Source organism: Agrobacterium sp. 16-2014-1-2a, assembly GCF_053522705.1.
Genome location: NZ_JBNWBX010000005.1, coordinates 1 through 15,749, shown reverse-complemented (window position 1 = coordinate 15,749; position 15,749 = coordinate 1). Strand labels below are relative to the sequence as shown.

The window sequence follows — 15,749 nt, the reverse complement described above, 5'->3', positions numbered from 1 at the left end:
AATCGTCATCTCTCGCGGTCCCATACGGGATCGGGCCGCGAGACGCAGTTTATTTCAAAACGGTAAAGCCTTGCTTTTCGAAGAAGGGCGTAGTCTTGGCGGACTTCAGGAAATCGAGATAGGATTTTGCCGCCGGAGATTTTGCTTCCGAGAGAATGGCGACGGGGTAGATGATCGGCGGATGGCTGTCTTCCGGGAAGGTGCCGACGATCTTCACGCCCGGATCGGCGGCCGCATCGGTCTGGTAGACGATGCCATAGGGCGCTTCGCCGCGCGACACGAGCAGCAGCGCTGCGCGCACGCTTTCCGCGCCGGCGACTTTCTTTTCCACGGATGACCAGACGCCGAGCTTTTCCAGCGCAGCCTTGCCGTATTTACCCGCCGGAACGGAATCGACCGCGCCCATGGCCAGTCGGCCATCGCCCACCAGTCCGGCGAGATCGAAGTCCTTTTTGATATCGACCGGCTTGGCCTTGTCGGCCGGGGCGACGAGAACGATGCGGTTGCCAAGAAGATTGGAGCGGCTTTCGACGTTGATCAGCTTCTTTTCGGCAACATAATCCATCCAGGCGAGGTCGGCGGAAATGAAGATATCCGCCGGTGCACCCTGCTCGATCTGTTTGGCGAGTGCGGAGCTTGCGGCGTAGGACACGGTCGCTTCATTGCCGCTTTCCTTCGCCCATTCAGCATTGATCGCATCAAGTGCGTTTTTCATGCTCGCGGCAGCAAACACCGTGACTTTTTCGGCGGCATGGGCGGGAACCACCGCAAAGGACGCTGCCACCCAGAAGGATGTTGCTGCGGCGATGGTTTTGAAGAAGGTGCGTCGTAAGAGTCTCATGGTGTGTTCCCCCGGCTCGAGATATACTGATGAATATATCGATAGGCCTATAGGGCAATCATTATATTTTCAAGAATATATCGATGCCGTTTGAAAAAGCCGCCACGACCGGCGGCTTTCGGCCTGTTGATCAGAAGCGTTCACCGGCGAAATGAGCGATCTGTGCGCCCGCCTCGTAATAGGCTTCCTTCACTGCCCGGAAGGCCTGCGCTTTTGGTTCGGTCACGGGAAGAGGCAGGTCGTTTTCGGCGATATCACCGAGAATATGTTGCGCAATCACCTTGCCGAAGGCAGTACCGGGTGCGATGCCGCGGCCATTATAACCGGAAAAACCGACGACATTTTCCGCGAATTTATGGAAACGAGGCACGGCATTGTCCGTCATGCCGATCTGGCCGTACCATTCGCATTCGAATTCCGTCTCTCCCAGTTGCGGGAAAAGCCGCTTCAGCGATCGTTTGGCCCATGCCCGGTGAATGGCGGCACCCGTGCTGCGCAAGGCGCCGACGCTGCCGAAGACCAGCCGACCCGCTTTGTCCATGCGGAACGAGGAGAGGATTTCCTTTGTATCCCAGCAACCTTCTCGGTTCGGCAGGATACTCTTTTGCAGATTGTCGCTAAGCGGTCTGGTCGCGAAGTTGAAGTAGGGCAGGTAGGTCTGTTCGTCGCGGACGATCTGCCACGGCCCGGTACTGTATGCTTCGGTGGCGACCACGATCCAGTTGGCGGTCACCGATCCCTGCGGTGTTTTTACCACCCATTTTCCACCACTACGTTCGGTCGCTACGACGGGGCTGGCGGTGTGCAGCCGTGCTCCTGCCTTTTGCGCGGTGGCAGCCAGACCACGAACATAGGCAAGCGGCTGAAGCGTGCCGGCGCGCGTATCGAAAAGTGCGCCGGAATAGGCGGTGCTGCCGGTGTGTCTTGCCGTTTCATCGGCATCGAGAAGGCGGACGGGAGCGCCTCTGGCTGCCCATTGTTCGCAGCGCTCGCGAATTTCGGCGAGCCCTTTTTCACCGACGGCGCAATGCAATGTGCCATTCTTTTCGATCTCGCAGGGAATCGCGTGTTTTTCCACCAATTCGCGCACCAGCAACGGCGCATCACCCAGAAGGCTGAGAAGCCGTTCCCCGTAGGTTTCGCCCAGCACGCCGGGCAACTCCCTCGGCATGACCCACATGCCGCCGTTGATGAGACCGACATTGCGGCCGGCGCCGCCGAAGCCGATTTCCCTGGCTTCGAGAAGAACGACATCCATGCCCTTTTCAGCAAGATGAAGGGCGGCGGATTGTCCGGTGAAGCCGCCACCGACAATCACCACATCGGCAACCGCCTCGCCTTGCAGAGCAGGCGTTGCGGGCGGCTGCGGCGCGGTCTTTTCCCAGAGGCCGTGCGAGCGGGGATCATTATACATCGTTCCACCATTTTCCGGGCGAGTTCATTTGTTTTCCGTATGAGTGACAAGCCCTTGTTTATGAGACTTTACAAGCGGCCTTACCTGTTGAATATCGACATATCGTCAAGAGTTCATTCCGTGAGGGAATATGGTTCTACCGCCTCGGCGCTTCTTACCCTCGCTTTCACTTCTTGCGGCCTTTGAAGCCGCCTCGCGCACCGGCAGCGTGACCGCGGCTGCGAGAGAACTCGGGCTTACTCAAGGTGCGGTCAGCCGGCAGATCCTCGCGCTTGAGGAGCAACTTGGCGTGGCGCTGTTTCTGCGCGAGCGGCAGACAATCCGGCTCACCCGGGCGGGGGAGGGTTATGCGCGGGAAATCCGGGAGGCCCTGCGGCGAATATCGACCGCGTCGCTCAATCTGCGCGCCAATCCGGATGGCGGCACGCTCAATCTCAGTGTTTTGCCAAGCTTTGGTACGCGCTGGCTGGTGCCGCTTCTTCCCGATTTCATTGCCCGACATCCGGGCGTTTCGGTCAATCTTCTTACGCGTTCGTCGCTGTTCGATTTCCGTACCGATACAGTCGATGCGGCGATTCATTTCGGTTTGCCGCATTGGCCGGGTACCGAACTCATTTTTCTGATGCATGAAACAGTCATTCCGGTGTGCAGTCCCGCTTTCAGGGAGCGCTACGGGCTTTCACAGCCGGGCGATCTGCTGCATGTGCCGCTGCTGCACATGACGACCCGGCCGGATGCCTGGGAACAATGGTTTCGCAGCCATGATGTGGTTTTCGACAATGTGCATGGCATGCTTTTCGATCAGTTCACGACGATTGCCGAGGCGGCGAGCGCCGGGGTCGGGGCATCGCTCATTCCGTCCTTCATGATCGAGGAGGAGTTGCGAAGTGGCCGGCTTGTCGCGGCGGTTACCGGCGAGGTGGAGAGCGAAGAGGCCTATTATCTCGCCTGCATGCCCGATCGCGCCGGTTACGCTCCGCTTGAAAGTTTTCGAAGCTGGATCGTTTCTCAGGCCGCGATCGGGGCTGGTAGCAGCGGATGAGACTTTTCTGCCTAAACCGGCAGGCGGTCTTGCAAGACCGGCGCGGCTAAGCCAATAGTGCGCCATGACGCATGGCAAAGAGCCACGCACCACAAGTTCCAATACGGGAGATGTCCGTGAAGCCCATTTTTGTCCAGCTTCAATGCGAGCCCGGCAAGACCTATGATGTCGCCGATGCCATCTACAAAACGGAGCTGGTTTCCGAGCTTTATTCCACCAGCGGCGAATATGATCTGATGCTGAAGATCTATCTTCCGCAGGAAGAGGATATCGGCAAGTTCATCAACCAGAACATCGTCAATATTCCAGGCATCGTCCGCTCGTTGACGACGCTGACCTTTACCGCGTTCTGACGCGCGTCTGGGGGCGAGAGAGTCTTTTCAGCCCTGGGATCTGGGCTGGCTGGATTCCTGCGACAAGCACAGAAATGAGGAGAGGTGGGAGCCCTAGGAGCGCGTGGCTTTTGCACTCCAATCCGGATTTGAAAAAGCTATTTCACCTTAGTGCAGGGCGTATTGATACACCCCGTCGTGATTTATGACAGACCAGTGGACGAATTGTCAGGCAATAGAAAAGCGCGCCATCGACCCGGTATTCGGGATCCGATATTGGGCGCGCTTTGGTTTTGAAAGGTCCGTGAGCGGGTGATGGGTTTCCCGCATCAGGCCGCGGCCAGGTTCCGGCTGCGCACGAGATTGCGAATTGCAATCCGCACATCGTCGGCGCTGTCGAACTTCTGTTCGTCCAGGTCATGGACGTGGAACTTCACCGCGATGAACTTCAGCCGGTCGTTGTCCGGTATGACGATGCCGACGGGTTCGCCAGCGAATTCAATAACTTGCTTTTGCATAGGTATACTCCCGCTGTGGCTCATTAACACAGCATGTTGTCGAACTGATTTTCAGAAAATTGAGACCGTCAGGTCACATTCGACAGCAGCGGGAACACGTGGATTTAAATCCAGCATTCCAGGACTCAAGACCAAGGATTGCGTTGATGCGAATATATTTTGACATGACACACTCCCTGTATTGGTGTTGATCCGGAATCAGGAGACTCGCTCTCCAGTTCCACACTGATAATCCAGACCACCATTAAAATCAATGCTGATTGTTATAGGTAGAATATTTTTCTTTATGATGACAGGAGGGGGGCGGAAATGTGAAATTTTTGTTTTCGTTCGACGCCGCTTTGAAAAGCCCGGCACGGCGGGCTTTTTATGCTTTTTTTAATCGTCGCCGGATGCAGGCGGCGGGTAAATATGATCGTTTCCGTTGAAGTCAGAGACGGAGTAGCAGCCATCGCGGGTTTTTTCGGCCGCATTCGGGCCGATCGTGGCCTTGCCGTGACCGCCCGGAATGTCGAGAACGTAGGTCGGCTGGCAAAGACCGGAGACATGCCCGCGCAAGGCGGAAACGATTCGCTGACCTTCTTCTATCGTCAGCCGGAAATGGCTGGTGCCGGGCGCTAGGTCGGGGTGGTGCAGGTAGTAAGGCTTGATACGGTTCTCGACAAAGGCGCGCATCAGTTCGGCGAGAATTGCCGAATCATCGTTGATGCCCTTCAAAAGTACGGTCTGGCTGACCATGGCGATGCCGGCATCGATCAGGCGCGCGCAAGCACTTCTGGCTGCTTGCCCAAGTTCGCGTGCGTGGTTGGCGTGCAGGGCCACATAGGTGGTTTTGCCGCTGGCCTTCAATGCCTCGATCAGCGGCCCGTCGATTCGTTCGGGATCGACGACCGGTACACGGGTGTGGAAGCGAACGATCTTGACGTGCGGTACGTCTTTCAGCCGCGTCATCAGGTCGGACAATCGCCGCGCCGAGAGCACCAGCGGATCGCCGCCGGTGAGGATGACCTCCCAGATGGCCGGGTTGGCTTTTATATAGTCGAATGCGGCGTCCAGCTCTTCCGGGCTCATCATGCCGTTGCCCTGCGGCCCGACCATTTCGCGGCGGAAACAGAAACGGCAATAGACGGGGCAGACATGCACCGCCTTCAAGAGCACCCGGTCCGGATAACGGTGGACGATGCCATGGACGGGACTATGTGCACCGTCGCCGATCGGATCGTCCCGTTCTTCGGGAAGGTGGACGAGTTCGGCTAGGTCCGGCACGAATTGCCGCGCGATGGGGTCCTGCGGATCGCCGCTGTCCATCAGATCGGCCATTGTCGCTGTGATGGCTAACGCGTAACGCTGCGTCACCGCGCGCACGTCCTCGAGCGCCTCGGTCTTGATCAACCCCGCCTCAACAAGTGCTTCGGGTGTCTTGATGGTTTCAAGCCTTGTCATCGTCCGTATTCCGCGACGGGTGCCCACATGACCAGATCGATTCGGGGCGCGCCGGTTGCCAGCATCACCAGTCGGTCGAAACCGAGTGCTATGCCGCTTGCCGGCGGCATGATCGCCAGCGCCGCCAGAAAATCCTCGTCCAAAGGATAGGTCTCGCCGTAAACCCGCTGCTTCTCAACCATCTCCATTTCGAAACGCCGTCTCTGCTCAGTAGCGTCGGTCAATTCGCCAAAGGCATTGGCAAGTTCCACGCCACACGCATAAAGCTCGAACCGTTCCGCCACCCGCGCATCCCCAGGCGATTTGCGGGCAAGCGCAGCCTCGCTTGTGGGGTATTCATCGAGAATGGTGGCGCGGCCGAAGCCCAGTTCTGGTTCCACCCGCTCCACGATAACGCGGCTGAACATATCCGCCCAGGTGTCGTCCTTAGCCACACGAATTCCGGCATTGGTGAGGCTCGCGGCAAGGTGCTGGCTATCCGTCTCGCCGTTTCGGTCAATCGTCGCCAGAAGATCAATTCCCGCATAGCGATCGAAGGCTTCCGCGACGCTCAGACGTTCCGGTTCGAGGAACGGATCGACGCTGCGGCCACGATAGGTGAAATTGTTTGTTTTGGCGGTTTCTGCCGCCAGCGCCAGAAGATTGGCGCTGTCCTTCATCAGGATCTCGTAGGTTTCTCCGACCCTATACCATTCCAGCATCGTGAATTCTGGGTGGTGCAGGGGGCCTCTTTCCCGGTTTCGATAAACATGGGCGAAACAGAAAATGCGTTCTTCACCGGCCGCGAGCAATTTCTTGCAGGCGAATTCGGGCGAGGTGTGGAGATAGAGCGGAGCGGCGTCGCCGGCTGGCGTCAGTCCCTGGGTGGCGAAGGCATGCAGATGTGCCTCGTTGCCGGGAGAAATCTGCAATGTGGCGGTGTCGACCTCTAGAAAGTCCGCGCGCGCGAAATAGCTGCGAAATTCCGACTGGATCGCGTTGCGTCCAAGCAGAAAGGCGCGGCGGTCGGCATGGACGTCGGGCGTCCACCAGGGCGACATTGTCTCGTTGCTTGAGCCCATCTCTTTTTTCTTTTCCGTCTTACCTGCTGGCCTTGTTACGGATAAACGGCCCGCAAAACGCCTGATCGCATCATTTAAAGCAATTCCGGGCGGAAAACCGCTAGGCACTCTTCCGCGAATTGCTGTAGAAGGCTGGCAATTCGCGCGGATTTAAGGTAGTTGCGCCCCAGAAAAAAGACAAAACGTCTGCCGGGCCGGTGCTATCGCGCAGTCCTTTACGACGCATTTCATCGAGTTACAAGGAAGTCATATGGTCAAGGTTATCGCCTCATCCGTCCGCAAGGGCAATGTTCTCGACGTGGACGGCAAGCTCTACGTTGTTCTCACCGCGCAGAACTTTCACCCGGGGAAGGGCACGCCGGTCACGCAGGTTGACATGCGCCGCATCGTTGACGGCGTGAAGGTTTCCGAGCGCTGGCGCACGACCGAACAGGTCGAGCGCGCTTTCGTCGAAGACCTGAACTTCCAGTTCCTTTATGAAGACGGCGAAGGCTTTCACTTCATGAACCCGGCAAACTACGATCAGGTCGTTGTCGATGTCGAGACAATGGGCGACCAGAAGGCCTATCTGCAGGAAGGCATGACCTGCGTTCTTTCCATTCACGAAGGCAATCCGCTGGCTGTCGAACTGCCGCGCCACGTCACGCTGGAAATCGTCGAAACGGAACCGGTTGTGAAGGGCCAGACGGCTTCTTCTTCCTACAAGCCGGCAATTCTTTCCAACGGCATCCGCACCATGGTGCCGCCGCACATCGACGCCGGTATCCGCGTGGTCATCGCGACGGAAGACAATTCCTACGTCGAGCGCGCCAAGAACTGAGCCTGACGGCAGGTTAAACAAAAAGCACCGGGCGACCGGTGCTTTTTTATGTCTGGAATACAAAAAAGCCCGCGTCTCGACGCGGGCTTTTCATTTGCCTTGAGGCGTTTCTTACATGCCCTTTGCAGCGGCCACGGTTGGGCCGGCGGACTTCTTCGGGACAGGCTGGCCAACGGCATAACCGCCGCCGAGAGCCACGTTGAGCGAGACATAATCCTGCGCGGTCGTCTGGATCGCCGTTGCAAGGTTTGCCTGCGCATCGGAGACCGACCGCTGGGCATCCAGAACGTCGAGCAGAGACGACGCACCATCACGATAGCTGGCTGTCGAGAGCTGCAGCGCTTCCTGGTAGGATGAGACAGTCTTTCTCAGCGCGTCGACGGTACGCTGGTCGCGATTGATGGCGGCCAGGGCGTTTTCGACTTCTTCAACCGCGTTGAGAACGGTTGCCTTCCAGACGAGATATTGCTCGCGTGCTTGAGAGTTCGCGATGTCGACATTGGCGCGCAGTCTGCCACCATCGAGGATCGGGAGAGTGAGGCTCGGACCGAAGGACCAGCTATTGGCCGTTCCCCTGCCGCCGCCACTCAGGAAATTGTAGCTCGGGGTGATCGCGCCACCAAGCTCGATGCTTGGATAAAGCTGTGCCTCGGTTACACCGATCGTGGCGACCGCAGCGGCGAGATTGCGTTCAGCGACGCGGATGTCCGGACGGTTGCGGATCAGGTCGGCCGGGATGCCGGTGCGGGGAACTGCGCGCGCAACAGGCTGGCGTGCGCCCTTCTGCAGCTCGGTGATGAGCGACGAGGCCGGCATGCCGAGCAGGGTCGCGATGCGGTGGGCTGACTTGCGGAAGCTGGTTTCGAGGCCGGGTATCTGCGACAGCGTTGAATTGACCAGACCTTCGGACTGGACGACATCGAGGCGCGAGGCCGCACCCGCTTCGAGCTGCAGCTTCGTCAGATCGAGCGTTTCGCGGCGTGAACTCAGGTTCTGGCGGGCAATCGCCAGGCGCTCCTGATAATAGCGCACGTCGATATAGGCCGCGGCGACTGAGGAAATCAGCGTCAGGCGCTGAACGTCGACGGTGGAGTACGCGGCGTCAAGCGAAGCATCGGCGCTTTCCGTTGCCCGGCGATAGCGACCGAAAAGGTCGAGGAACCAGGAAACGCTAAGGCTGCCGTTGGACACGTTGGTGACGGGAACGTCACGGTAGCTGCCCTTGGTCTCGCTGGTCGTGTGGCTGCCACTGCCAGTCAGGCTCGGCAGGCCGCCGGCGCCGTCCACGATCACCTGGGCCTGCGCCTGATTGATGCGCTCGATTGCCTGCATCACGGTGAGGTTCTGCGCAAGGCCGGTGGAGACGTAACCGTTCAGGCGGTTGTCGTTAAAGGCCGTCCACCATGCAACGCTGCTGATGTCGCCATTACTGGTTTTTCCGGCTTCCGCGAACTTTCCCGGCAATTGAATTTCCGGCGTCTTGTGGTCGGGTCCGACAACGCAGCCCGAAAGCAGTAGCATTGTCAGGGGAATAGTAGCGCGAATAGACAGCATATAATTTTCCCAATTCTCTGGTTGGCTTACCAAGCGCGGCTTGCTGACAAATGGGCTGCGCGGTCGATATGCCCTAGAAACGTGCGTTTGCCAAATCGGCCATATTTCTAGCAGCGTATTAACGGTTGGCACAGCCCATTTTTGTTTTGTTAACGCCTTGAAAGGCGACGAATGATGACGAAAAAGGACGGAACGAAGAAAATTCCGAGCAGTGTTGCAGAAAGCATACCACCCAGCACCCCGATACCGATTGCATTTTGCGCAGCGGAACCCGCTCCGGTTGCGATCGCGAGAGGCACGACGCCGAGGATGAAGGCGAGCGACGTCATGATGATCGGGCGCAGGCGCAGCTTCGCCGCCTCCAGTGCCGCCTCCACCAGACTTAACCCGTGCTCCTGCCTCTCCTTGGCGAATTCAACGATCAGGATCGCGTTTTTCGCGGCAAGGCCGATGGTCGTCAGCAGGCCCACCTTGAAGTAGACGTCGTTCGTCTGGCCGAAGAAATGGGCCGCAGTCAAAGCGCCGAGTACACCCACCGGGACAGCCAGAATGACCGAGAACGGGATCGACCAGCTTTCATAAAGGGCAGCCAGGCAAAGGAACACGATGAGAACCGACAGCGCGTACAGCATGGGCGCCTGCGAGCCGGAAAGGCGTTCCTGATAGGAGATTCCCTGCCATGCCACGGTGTAACCGCCTGGCATGCTTGCCGTCAGACGTTCCATCTCGTCCATGGCTTCGCCGGAAGCAATGCCCGCGCCGGCGGTGCCTTCAAGCGAGATCGCGCCCGTACCGTTGTAGCGTGCCAGTGACGGCGGCGCGTTGATCCACTTCACCTCGCTGAAGGAGGAGAAAGGTACCATTTCGCCGCTGGTGTTGCGGGCATACCAGAACTTCAGGTCGTCCGGCTGCATGCGATAGGGTGCATCGCCCTGAACATAGACCGGCTTGAGCTCACCGTTCAGGGTGAAGTCGTTGACATCCCGGCCGGCAAAGATCGTCGACAGCATCAGGTTCACGGAGGAAAGATCGACGCCCATGGCCCCCATCTTTTCCTGATCGAGAATGATCTTCATCTGCGTTTCGTTGTCCTGACTGTCGCTTCGCAGAGAGCTGATCTTTGGATTGCTTGTTGCAAGCGCAATCAGGTCCTTGGAGGTTGCGGTCAGAGCGTCGGTGCCGTTGCGGCCGCTATCCACGAGATACATGGAGAAACCGCTCGACGTGCCCATGCCCTGAATTGCCGGCGGCAAAAGCGGGAATACCTGTGCATCGCGGAAGCCGAAGAACGTACCCATTGCCCGCTGCACAATGGCGGCGGCGTGTTGATCGGGTGCGGTTCGCTCGGAAAAGTCCTTGAGCTTGGTGAAGACTATCGCGTTGTTCTGACCCGAACCGCTGAAGCTGAATCCAAGCACGCCGAAAACCGATTCGACATTGGCTGCTTCTTTTTCACGGAAGTAGCTTTCGACCTGTTTTACCACCTCGTTGGTGCGTTCGATGTTCGAACCGGTCGGTGTCTGGATGATCGTCAGCAGCACGCCCTGATCTTCCTGTGGGAGGAAGGAGCTTGGCAGTTTGGTGAAGAACCAGGCGCAGCCGCCGACGACGATCAGGAAAAGAATCGTCACGCGCAGTGGCCGTTTCAGCAGATAGCCGATCGACGAAACATAGCCGTCCGTCGTCTTGCCGAAGCCGCGGTTGAACCAGGCACCCGGTCCACGCTGCTTTTTGGTATGGTCGATGGGCTTCAGCATTGTTGCGCACAGCGCCGGCGTCAGAACGATGGCGACCACCGCCGAAAGCAGCATGGCCGAAACGATCGTGATCGAGAACTGGCGATAGATGATACCAGTCGATCCGCCAAAGAAGGCCATGGGAATAAACACGGCGGTCAGGACGAGCGCGATGCCGATGATGGCGCCGGTTATCTCGCCCATCGATTTTTCCGTCGCCTCGACCGGCGACAGGCCCTCTTCCGACATGATGCGCTCGACGTTTTCAACAACGACGATGGCGTCATCCACGAGAAGGCCGATCGCCAGAACCATGGCGAACATGGTCAGCGTGTTGATAGAATATCCGGTGACTGCGAGGATGCCGAACGTGCCGAGGAGCACGACGGGCACGGCGATCATCGGAATGAAGGTGGCGCGCAGGTTTTGCAGGAAGACCAGCAGCACGACGAAGACGAGAATGATCGCCTCGATCAGCGTATGCACCACTTTCTCGATCGACAGCTTCACGAAGGGTGTCGTGTCGTAGGGATATTCGATCGAGACGCCTGCAGGCAGCGAGCCCTCAACGGCGGTAAGCGCGGACTTGACACGTGCTGCAGTGTCGAGCGCGTTGGCGCCCGTGGCGAGGTTGACCGCGAAACCGGCGGAAGGACGGCCGTTGGAGCGGGAATCACCGCCATAGGTTTCCTGGCCGATTTCGATGCGGGCCACGTCGCTCAGGCGAACGGTTGCGCCGTCCTTCTCAACCTTCAAGATGACCGATTCGAAATCGGCGACGGTGGTGAGCTGGCTCTGTGCCGTCACCGTCACATTGAGCTGTTGGCCCTGGACGGCGGGAACGGCACCGAGGGAGCCGACCGAAACCTGGGTGTTCTGGCTTTCGATGGCGCCGGTGACGTCAGCCGTGGTCAGCTGGTATTTGTTGAGCTTGAACGGGTCGAGCCAGATGCGCATCGCATATTCGGAACCGAAGACGTTGATGCTGCCCACGCCTTCAAGGCGCTTGATCTGGTCTTCAACGCGCGAGGAGAACACGTCGCCGAGATCGGCGGAATTGCGCTTGCCGTCCGTCGAGATCAGCGCACCCACCATCAGAATGCTCGATGTGGAGCGGCTGACCTGAATACCGCGCTGCTGCACGGTGTCGGGCAATTGCGACTGCACGAGCTGCAGCTTGTTCTGCACCTGAACCTGCGCGATGTCAGGCAGGATGCTGTTGCCGAAGGTCAGCGTCACTTCGGCGCTGCCGGTCGAGGAAGACGAGGTCATATAGGTGAGGTCGTCGAGGCCGGTCATGCCGTCCTCAATGATGGTCGTCACCGATTTTTCGACCGTCTCCGCGCTAGCGCCGTTATAGGTTGCGCTGACGCGGACCGTCGTCGGGGCAATATCGGGATATTGCGAGATGGAGAGCGTCACAATTGCCAGAGCGCCGCCCAGCATGATGACGATGGCGATAACCCATGCAAAAACGGGGCGCCTGATAAAGAAATGGGCCATGGCAGTCCTGCCTTACCTTTTACGAGCTTCGACCGAGGGTTTCGTGCTCATGTTTATTTCGAGGGGGCGGCGGCAGGCGGAGCTTGCTGCGGCAGAACGACGATACCGCGATCGTCGATGGTCACTTCCACGGGCGCGACCGTCGCGCCGTCGGCAATCCACTGGAAGCCGTCAACGATGAGTTTGTCGCCATCCTTGACATTTTCCGTCACCAGCCAGGCATTGCCCGACTGCTGGCTGGACGGGAAGGTGCGCGTTTCCACCTTGTTTTCCGCGGTGACAAATTTTGCGGTCAGTTCGCCATTGGCGTTCCGGCTCGCTGCGCGCTGCGGGATGCGGAAACCCGTTTCCTTACCGATGGTCAGCGTTGCGCGAACATAGGTGCCGGGAAGCAGAAGATCGTCTGGGTTATCGAAGAGAGCACGGATGGAGAAGGTGCCCGTGGTTTCGCTCACCGCCATGTCCGACATGTCGATCTTGCCGTCATGCTTGTATTCGGTGCCGTCTTCCAGCGTCAGGTGAATGCCGGTTTCCTTGGTATCGCCGCCGAGCTGGCCCGACGAGATCGCCTTTTTCAGACGCAGAAGATTGATGCTGGATTCCATCAGATCGATGTAGATCGGATCGATGCGGCGCAGCGTCGTCAAAGCCGTCGTCTGGTTTGCCGTCACCACGTTGCCGATGCTGAAAGCGGTAGCGCTGGTGATGCCATCGAAAGGCGCGCGGACCTTGGTGAGATCGAGATTGATCTCAGCCGTTTCCAGCGCAGCCTTGGCCTGGGCCACGTCGGCTTCGGCCTGAAGCAGCGTCACCTTGGCGTTTTCATATTCGATCTGCGTTGCGCCGCTGTTGACCAGCCGCTCGTAGCGGGCAAGGTTCGCCTGGGCGCTCGGAACGCTTGCTTCGGCTTTCGCTACGCTTGCCTTGGCCTGTGCCACTTCTGCCAGATAGGTGTTGTCTTCAATCTGGTAGAGAATGTCACCCTGCTTGACCTCGCTGCCTTCCTTGAAGGGAATGTCGCGGATGATGCCAGTGACGCGCGGGCGGATTTCCGCCGTCTGGAACGCGCTTGCGCGGCCGGGAAGAACGGTGGTCAGGGGATATTCGCTCGTCTTCATCACAATGATGCTGACCGGAGACGGGGGACGCGCGGCGCCCTGGCCGGCGGTCTGGCTGCTTTCGCCGCCATCGCTGCATCCCGCGAGAACTGCGGTCATGCACAGAGAAGCAAATAGGGGTAAAATACGTCGGCTCATTGTTCTTCCCTGCGTATCGGTCGCATTCAACTATAAGCGCAGTGTCGCTCGGCGGATGCTGGTCCGGGTGCAGGGACGATGGGTGAAGGCCCTATGGGGACCTTCTTCGTTCAATCTGCTCGGACCGCCATTCGCATAGAAGCGCAGGCTTTCACGCTTCGCAAGCAATTGCGAGAAGGTGACGTAAGTTGAGAATCGTCACTTAGCAAGCGGATTGCGCAATCCTGCCTCGATTAAATCAACCAGTTGATCGCAACGTGTTGCTAAATTGCCGATATCTTCCCGTGCGATGAGGACGGGATGGATGACGCTCGCGAGTGCGTGGAGAACGGTTTCCGCCAGAGGCGGGATGTCGGCGGGGGCGTAAATTCCCTTATCTACGCCATCGCGAATAATGTCGGCCACCAGGTTTGCTATGACGGATTTGTAGTAGTCACCGCACTTCATGTCCTGCTTGGCCGTCATCAGGATCATTTCGAATATATAGGGATTGTCGTTGAGGTTCTGATGGTGTTGTTCCATCAGGGTGCGGGCGAGATGGCGCAGCCTGGAAACTGGTGCATGACTTTTATCGAGCGGGTGGATTTCCCGCTCGAATGCACCGATCTGCTCAAACCCGATGGCATCGACGAGCGCATTCTTCGAATTGAAGTTCTTGAAGACGTTCGCGGGCGACATGCCTAGTGCTGCGGCGATATCGGCAATTGCCACTGCATTGAACCCGCGCTCGCGAAAAAGTTCTTCGGCTTTGGCAAGAATGTCCCGCCGCGTCTCTTCGGCGGAACGGCGAGGCCGGCGCTTGACAGGAACGTCGTTCTTCCTGTCACCCTTTCTCGCCTGTTCGATCGTTTTGCTCAAGGTCAGACTCCGGGGAAAAATTGCTCCAGGTTCCGGCGTACTCTTGCCAGCGGCGTCTCACCGCTATCGTCGGGAACGAAGCTTTGTCCGGTGATGCGTTCGTATGCATCAATATATAACCTTGACGTCTGCAATACGAGTTCCTGCGGAATTTCCGGAACGTCGTCCTTATAGGGATCGCAGCGTTCGGCAACCCAGGCTCTCACGAAATCCTTATCGAAGCTTGCCGGCCGTGCGCCGTTGCGGAAACTCTCTTCATAGGTTTCAGCCATCCAGTAGCGGCTGCTGTCAGGCGTGTGGATTTCGTCGGCCAGAATGATCGTGCCGTTTTCATCGGTGCCGAATTCGTATTTCGTATCGACGAGTATGAGGCCCTGCTTTGCGGCAATCTCCTGTCCGCGTTTGAACAGTGCGAGCGCGTAACGGGAAAGCGTGTTCCATTGCTCCTGCGTCAGAAGTTTCTTCTCCACGATCTCGGCCGGCGTCAACGGCTCGTCGTGACCACCATCGAAGGCCTTGCTCGTCGGCGTGATCACCGGCTCGGGCAAGATCTGGTTGTCCTTCATCCCGTCCGGCAGGCTCATGCCGTACATCTGTCTCTGGCCCTTCTTATAAAGGGTCAGGATCGATGTGCCGGTGGTGCCGGCCAGATAACCGCGAACCACCACTTCGACCGGCAATATTTCAAGCCTCTTGCCGATGACGACATTCGGATCGGGATAGCTGACCACGTGGTTGGGGCAGATATCCTTCGTCTGCTCGAACCAGTAGCGTGCCGTCTGGGTCAATACCTGCCCCTTATAAGGAACACAGGTGAGGATGCGGTCGAATGCGCTGAGGCGATCGGTTGATATGATAATGCGGTTGCCGTCGGGCAGATCGTAATTTTCACGCACCTTGCCACGGTAGTAATTCGGCAGCTCGGGAATGACGGCTTCATCGAGAATGCGCACGGGCTCTCCAATTCTTAAGGCTATAAGGGGCGTCGGACGCCCCAGTCTGGCTGAAACTCTTATCCGTTCCTATTGCATGTTTCCCGAAACAGAACCAGTCGGCACATACAGGAGGCTCCTCTTGCCCTCCCTGGCGGTCCGCCTTGAAACTATCTTTTATTTTCATAGGTTTAGCAAAAATGTCAGTTTTTTGACGATAGGTGTGTTGACTTGTTTGTGGGTGATCTCTTATAAGTCCGCTCACTGAACGAGGGCGGCGGCGCTGCTGGCGACGAAGTCTTTCGTTCTAAAGAAATCAGGTTGATGAGCTGACTGCTTATTGTTTTCCAAGGGCTTTTGCTTTTGGGGTTTGATTTTGTGACTGCAATGAGCGGTCTGTTTTTTGACAATTGAATATGAGAAGAAAGAGAAACGTGGG

Annotated in this window: 13 protein-coding genes; 3 read left to right on the top strand and 10 right to left on the bottom strand. The window is 57.9% G+C overall.

Annotated elements, in window-relative coordinates:
* Positions 1-49: 49 nt before the first annotated feature.
* Positions 50-841: a molybdate ABC transporter substrate-binding protein gene (gene modA / locus ACQZ45_RS16115; protein WP_113291874.1), complete on the bottom strand. Its 792-nt coding sequence runs from the start codon at positions 839-841 to the stop codon at positions 50-52.
* Positions 842-971: 130 nt separating this feature from the next.
* Positions 972-2,255 (bottom strand): NAD(P)/FAD-dependent oxidoreductase, encoded by a 1,284-nt coding sequence (locus tag ACQZ45_RS16110; RefSeq protein WP_111799098.1) that lies wholly within the window; start codon positions 2,253-2,255, stop codon positions 972-974.
* 130 nt (positions 2,256-2,385) lie between these two features.
* On the opposite strand from ACQZ45_RS16110, the gene ACQZ45_RS16105 reads away from it, so the two are divergent.
* Together ACQZ45_RS16105 and ACQZ45_RS16100 are read left to right on the top strand one after the other, a co-directional pair.
* Positions 2,386-3,297, top strand: a complete 912-nt coding sequence (locus ACQZ45_RS16105) for a LysR family transcriptional regulator (RefSeq protein ID WP_448742379.1) — start codon at positions 2,386-2,388, stop codon at positions 3,295-3,297.
* 116 nt (positions 3,298-3,413) lie between these two features.
* Entirely contained in the window at positions 3,414-3,650 is a 237-nt protein-coding gene (locus ACQZ45_RS16100) for an Lrp/AsnC ligand binding domain-containing protein (RefSeq protein WP_003516842.1), read from the top strand.
* Between the two features lie 308 nt (positions 3,651-3,958).
* Here ACQZ45_RS16100 and ACQZ45_RS16095 read toward each other — a convergent pair whose 3' ends face one another.
* From ACQZ45_RS16095 to epmA, 3 genes are all read right to left on the bottom strand, one after another.
* A complete protein-coding gene (locus ACQZ45_RS16095) occupies positions 3,959-4,147 on the bottom strand; it encodes a hypothetical protein (protein WP_003516843.1) in 189 nt (62 codons plus the stop codon).
* Between the two features lie 378 nt (positions 4,148-4,525).
* On the bottom strand, positions 4,526-5,590 hold the full coding sequence (locus tag ACQZ45_RS16090; RefSeq protein ID WP_113291876.1) for a lysine-2,3-aminomutase-like protein: 1,065 nt from the start codon (positions 5,588-5,590) through the stop codon (positions 4,526-4,528).
* Positions 5,587-6,651 (bottom strand): EF-P lysine aminoacylase EpmA, encoded by a 1,065-nt coding sequence (epmA, locus tag ACQZ45_RS16085; protein ID WP_113291877.1) that lies wholly within the window; start codon positions 6,649-6,651, stop codon positions 5,587-5,589. The genes ACQZ45_RS16090 and epmA overlap by 4 nt, the downstream gene beginning before the upstream one ends.
* Before the next feature lie 250 nt (positions 6,652-6,901).
* Between epmA and efp the strand changes: the two genes are divergently transcribed.
* Positions 6,902-7,471 (top strand): elongation factor P, encoded by a 570-nt coding sequence (gene efp / locus ACQZ45_RS16080; protein ID WP_003516849.1) that lies wholly within the window; start codon positions 6,902-6,904, stop codon positions 7,469-7,471.
* A gap of 111 nt (positions 7,472-7,582) precedes the next feature.
* On the opposite strand, the gene ACQZ45_RS16075 is transcribed toward efp, so the two are convergent.
* From ACQZ45_RS16075 to ACQZ45_RS16055, 5 genes are all read right to left on the bottom strand, one after another.
* Positions 7,583-9,025 carry an efflux transporter outer membrane subunit gene (locus ACQZ45_RS16075; RefSeq protein WP_111782618.1) on the bottom strand — a complete coding sequence of 481 codons (1,443 nt, stop codon included), beginning with the start codon at positions 9,023-9,025 and terminating at the stop codon, positions 7,583-7,585.
* A 149-nt stretch (positions 9,026-9,174) separates the two neighbouring features.
* Entirely contained in the window at positions 9,175-12,264 is a 3,090-nt protein-coding gene (locus ACQZ45_RS16070; protein WP_112673212.1) for an efflux RND transporter permease subunit, read from the bottom strand.
* A 53-nt stretch (positions 12,265-12,317) separates the two neighbouring features.
* A complete protein-coding gene (locus ACQZ45_RS16065) occupies positions 12,318-13,520 on the bottom strand; it encodes an efflux RND transporter periplasmic adaptor subunit (protein WP_025594474.1) in 1,203 nt (400 codons plus the stop codon).
* Between the two features lie 198 nt (positions 13,521-13,718).
* Positions 13,719-14,378: a TetR family transcriptional regulator gene (locus tag ACQZ45_RS16060; protein WP_013636828.1), complete on the bottom strand. Its 660-nt coding sequence runs from the start codon at positions 14,376-14,378 to the stop codon at positions 13,719-13,721.
* 2 nt (positions 14,379-14,380) lie between these two features.
* Positions 14,381-15,331 carry a phosphoribosylaminoimidazolesuccinocarboxamide synthase gene (locus tag ACQZ45_RS16055; protein ID WP_448742378.1) on the bottom strand — a complete coding sequence of 317 codons (951 nt, stop codon included), beginning with the start codon at positions 15,329-15,331 and terminating at the stop codon, positions 14,381-14,383.
* Between the last annotated feature and the right edge of the window lie 418 nt (positions 15,332-15,749).

Bases quoted from the DNA above. Each gene is read 5' to 3' on its own strand.
- ACQZ45_RS16070 (WP_112673212.1), bottom strand. From the start codon at position 12,264: ATGGCCCATTTCTTTATCAGGCGCCCCGTTTTTGCATGGGTTATCGCC.
- ACQZ45_RS16090 (WP_113291876.1), bottom strand. From the start codon at position 5,590: ATGACAAGGCTTGAAACCATCAAGACACCCGAAGCACTTGTTGAGGCG.
- ACQZ45_RS16095 (WP_003516843.1), bottom strand. From the start codon at position 4,147: ATGCAAAAGCAAGTTATTGAATTCGCTGGCGAACCCGTCGGCATCGTC.
- ACQZ45_RS16065 (WP_025594474.1), bottom strand. From the start codon at position 13,520: ATGAGCCGACGTATTTTACCCCTATTTGCTTCTCTGTGCATGACCGCA.
- modA (WP_113291874.1), bottom strand. From the start codon at position 841: ATGAGACTCTTACGACGCACCTTCTTCAAAACCATCGCCGCAGCAACA.
- ACQZ45_RS16110 (WP_111799098.1), bottom strand. From the start codon at position 2,255: ATGTATAATGATCCCCGCTCGCACGGCCTCTGGGAAAAGACCGCGCCG.
- ACQZ45_RS16105 (WP_448742379.1), top strand. From the start codon at position 2,386: ATGGTTCTACCGCCTCGGCGCTTCTTACCCTCGCTTTCACTTCTTGCG.
- epmA (WP_113291877.1), bottom strand. From the start codon at position 6,651: ATGGGCTCAAGCAACGAGACAATGTCGCCCTGGTGGACGCCCGACGTC.
- ACQZ45_RS16075 (WP_111782618.1), bottom strand. From the start codon at position 9,025: ATGCTGTCTATTCGCGCTACTATTCCCCTGACAATGCTACTGCTTTCG.
- efp (WP_003516849.1), top strand. From the start codon at position 6,902: ATGGTCAAGGTTATCGCCTCATCCGTCCGCAAGGGCAATGTTCTCGAC.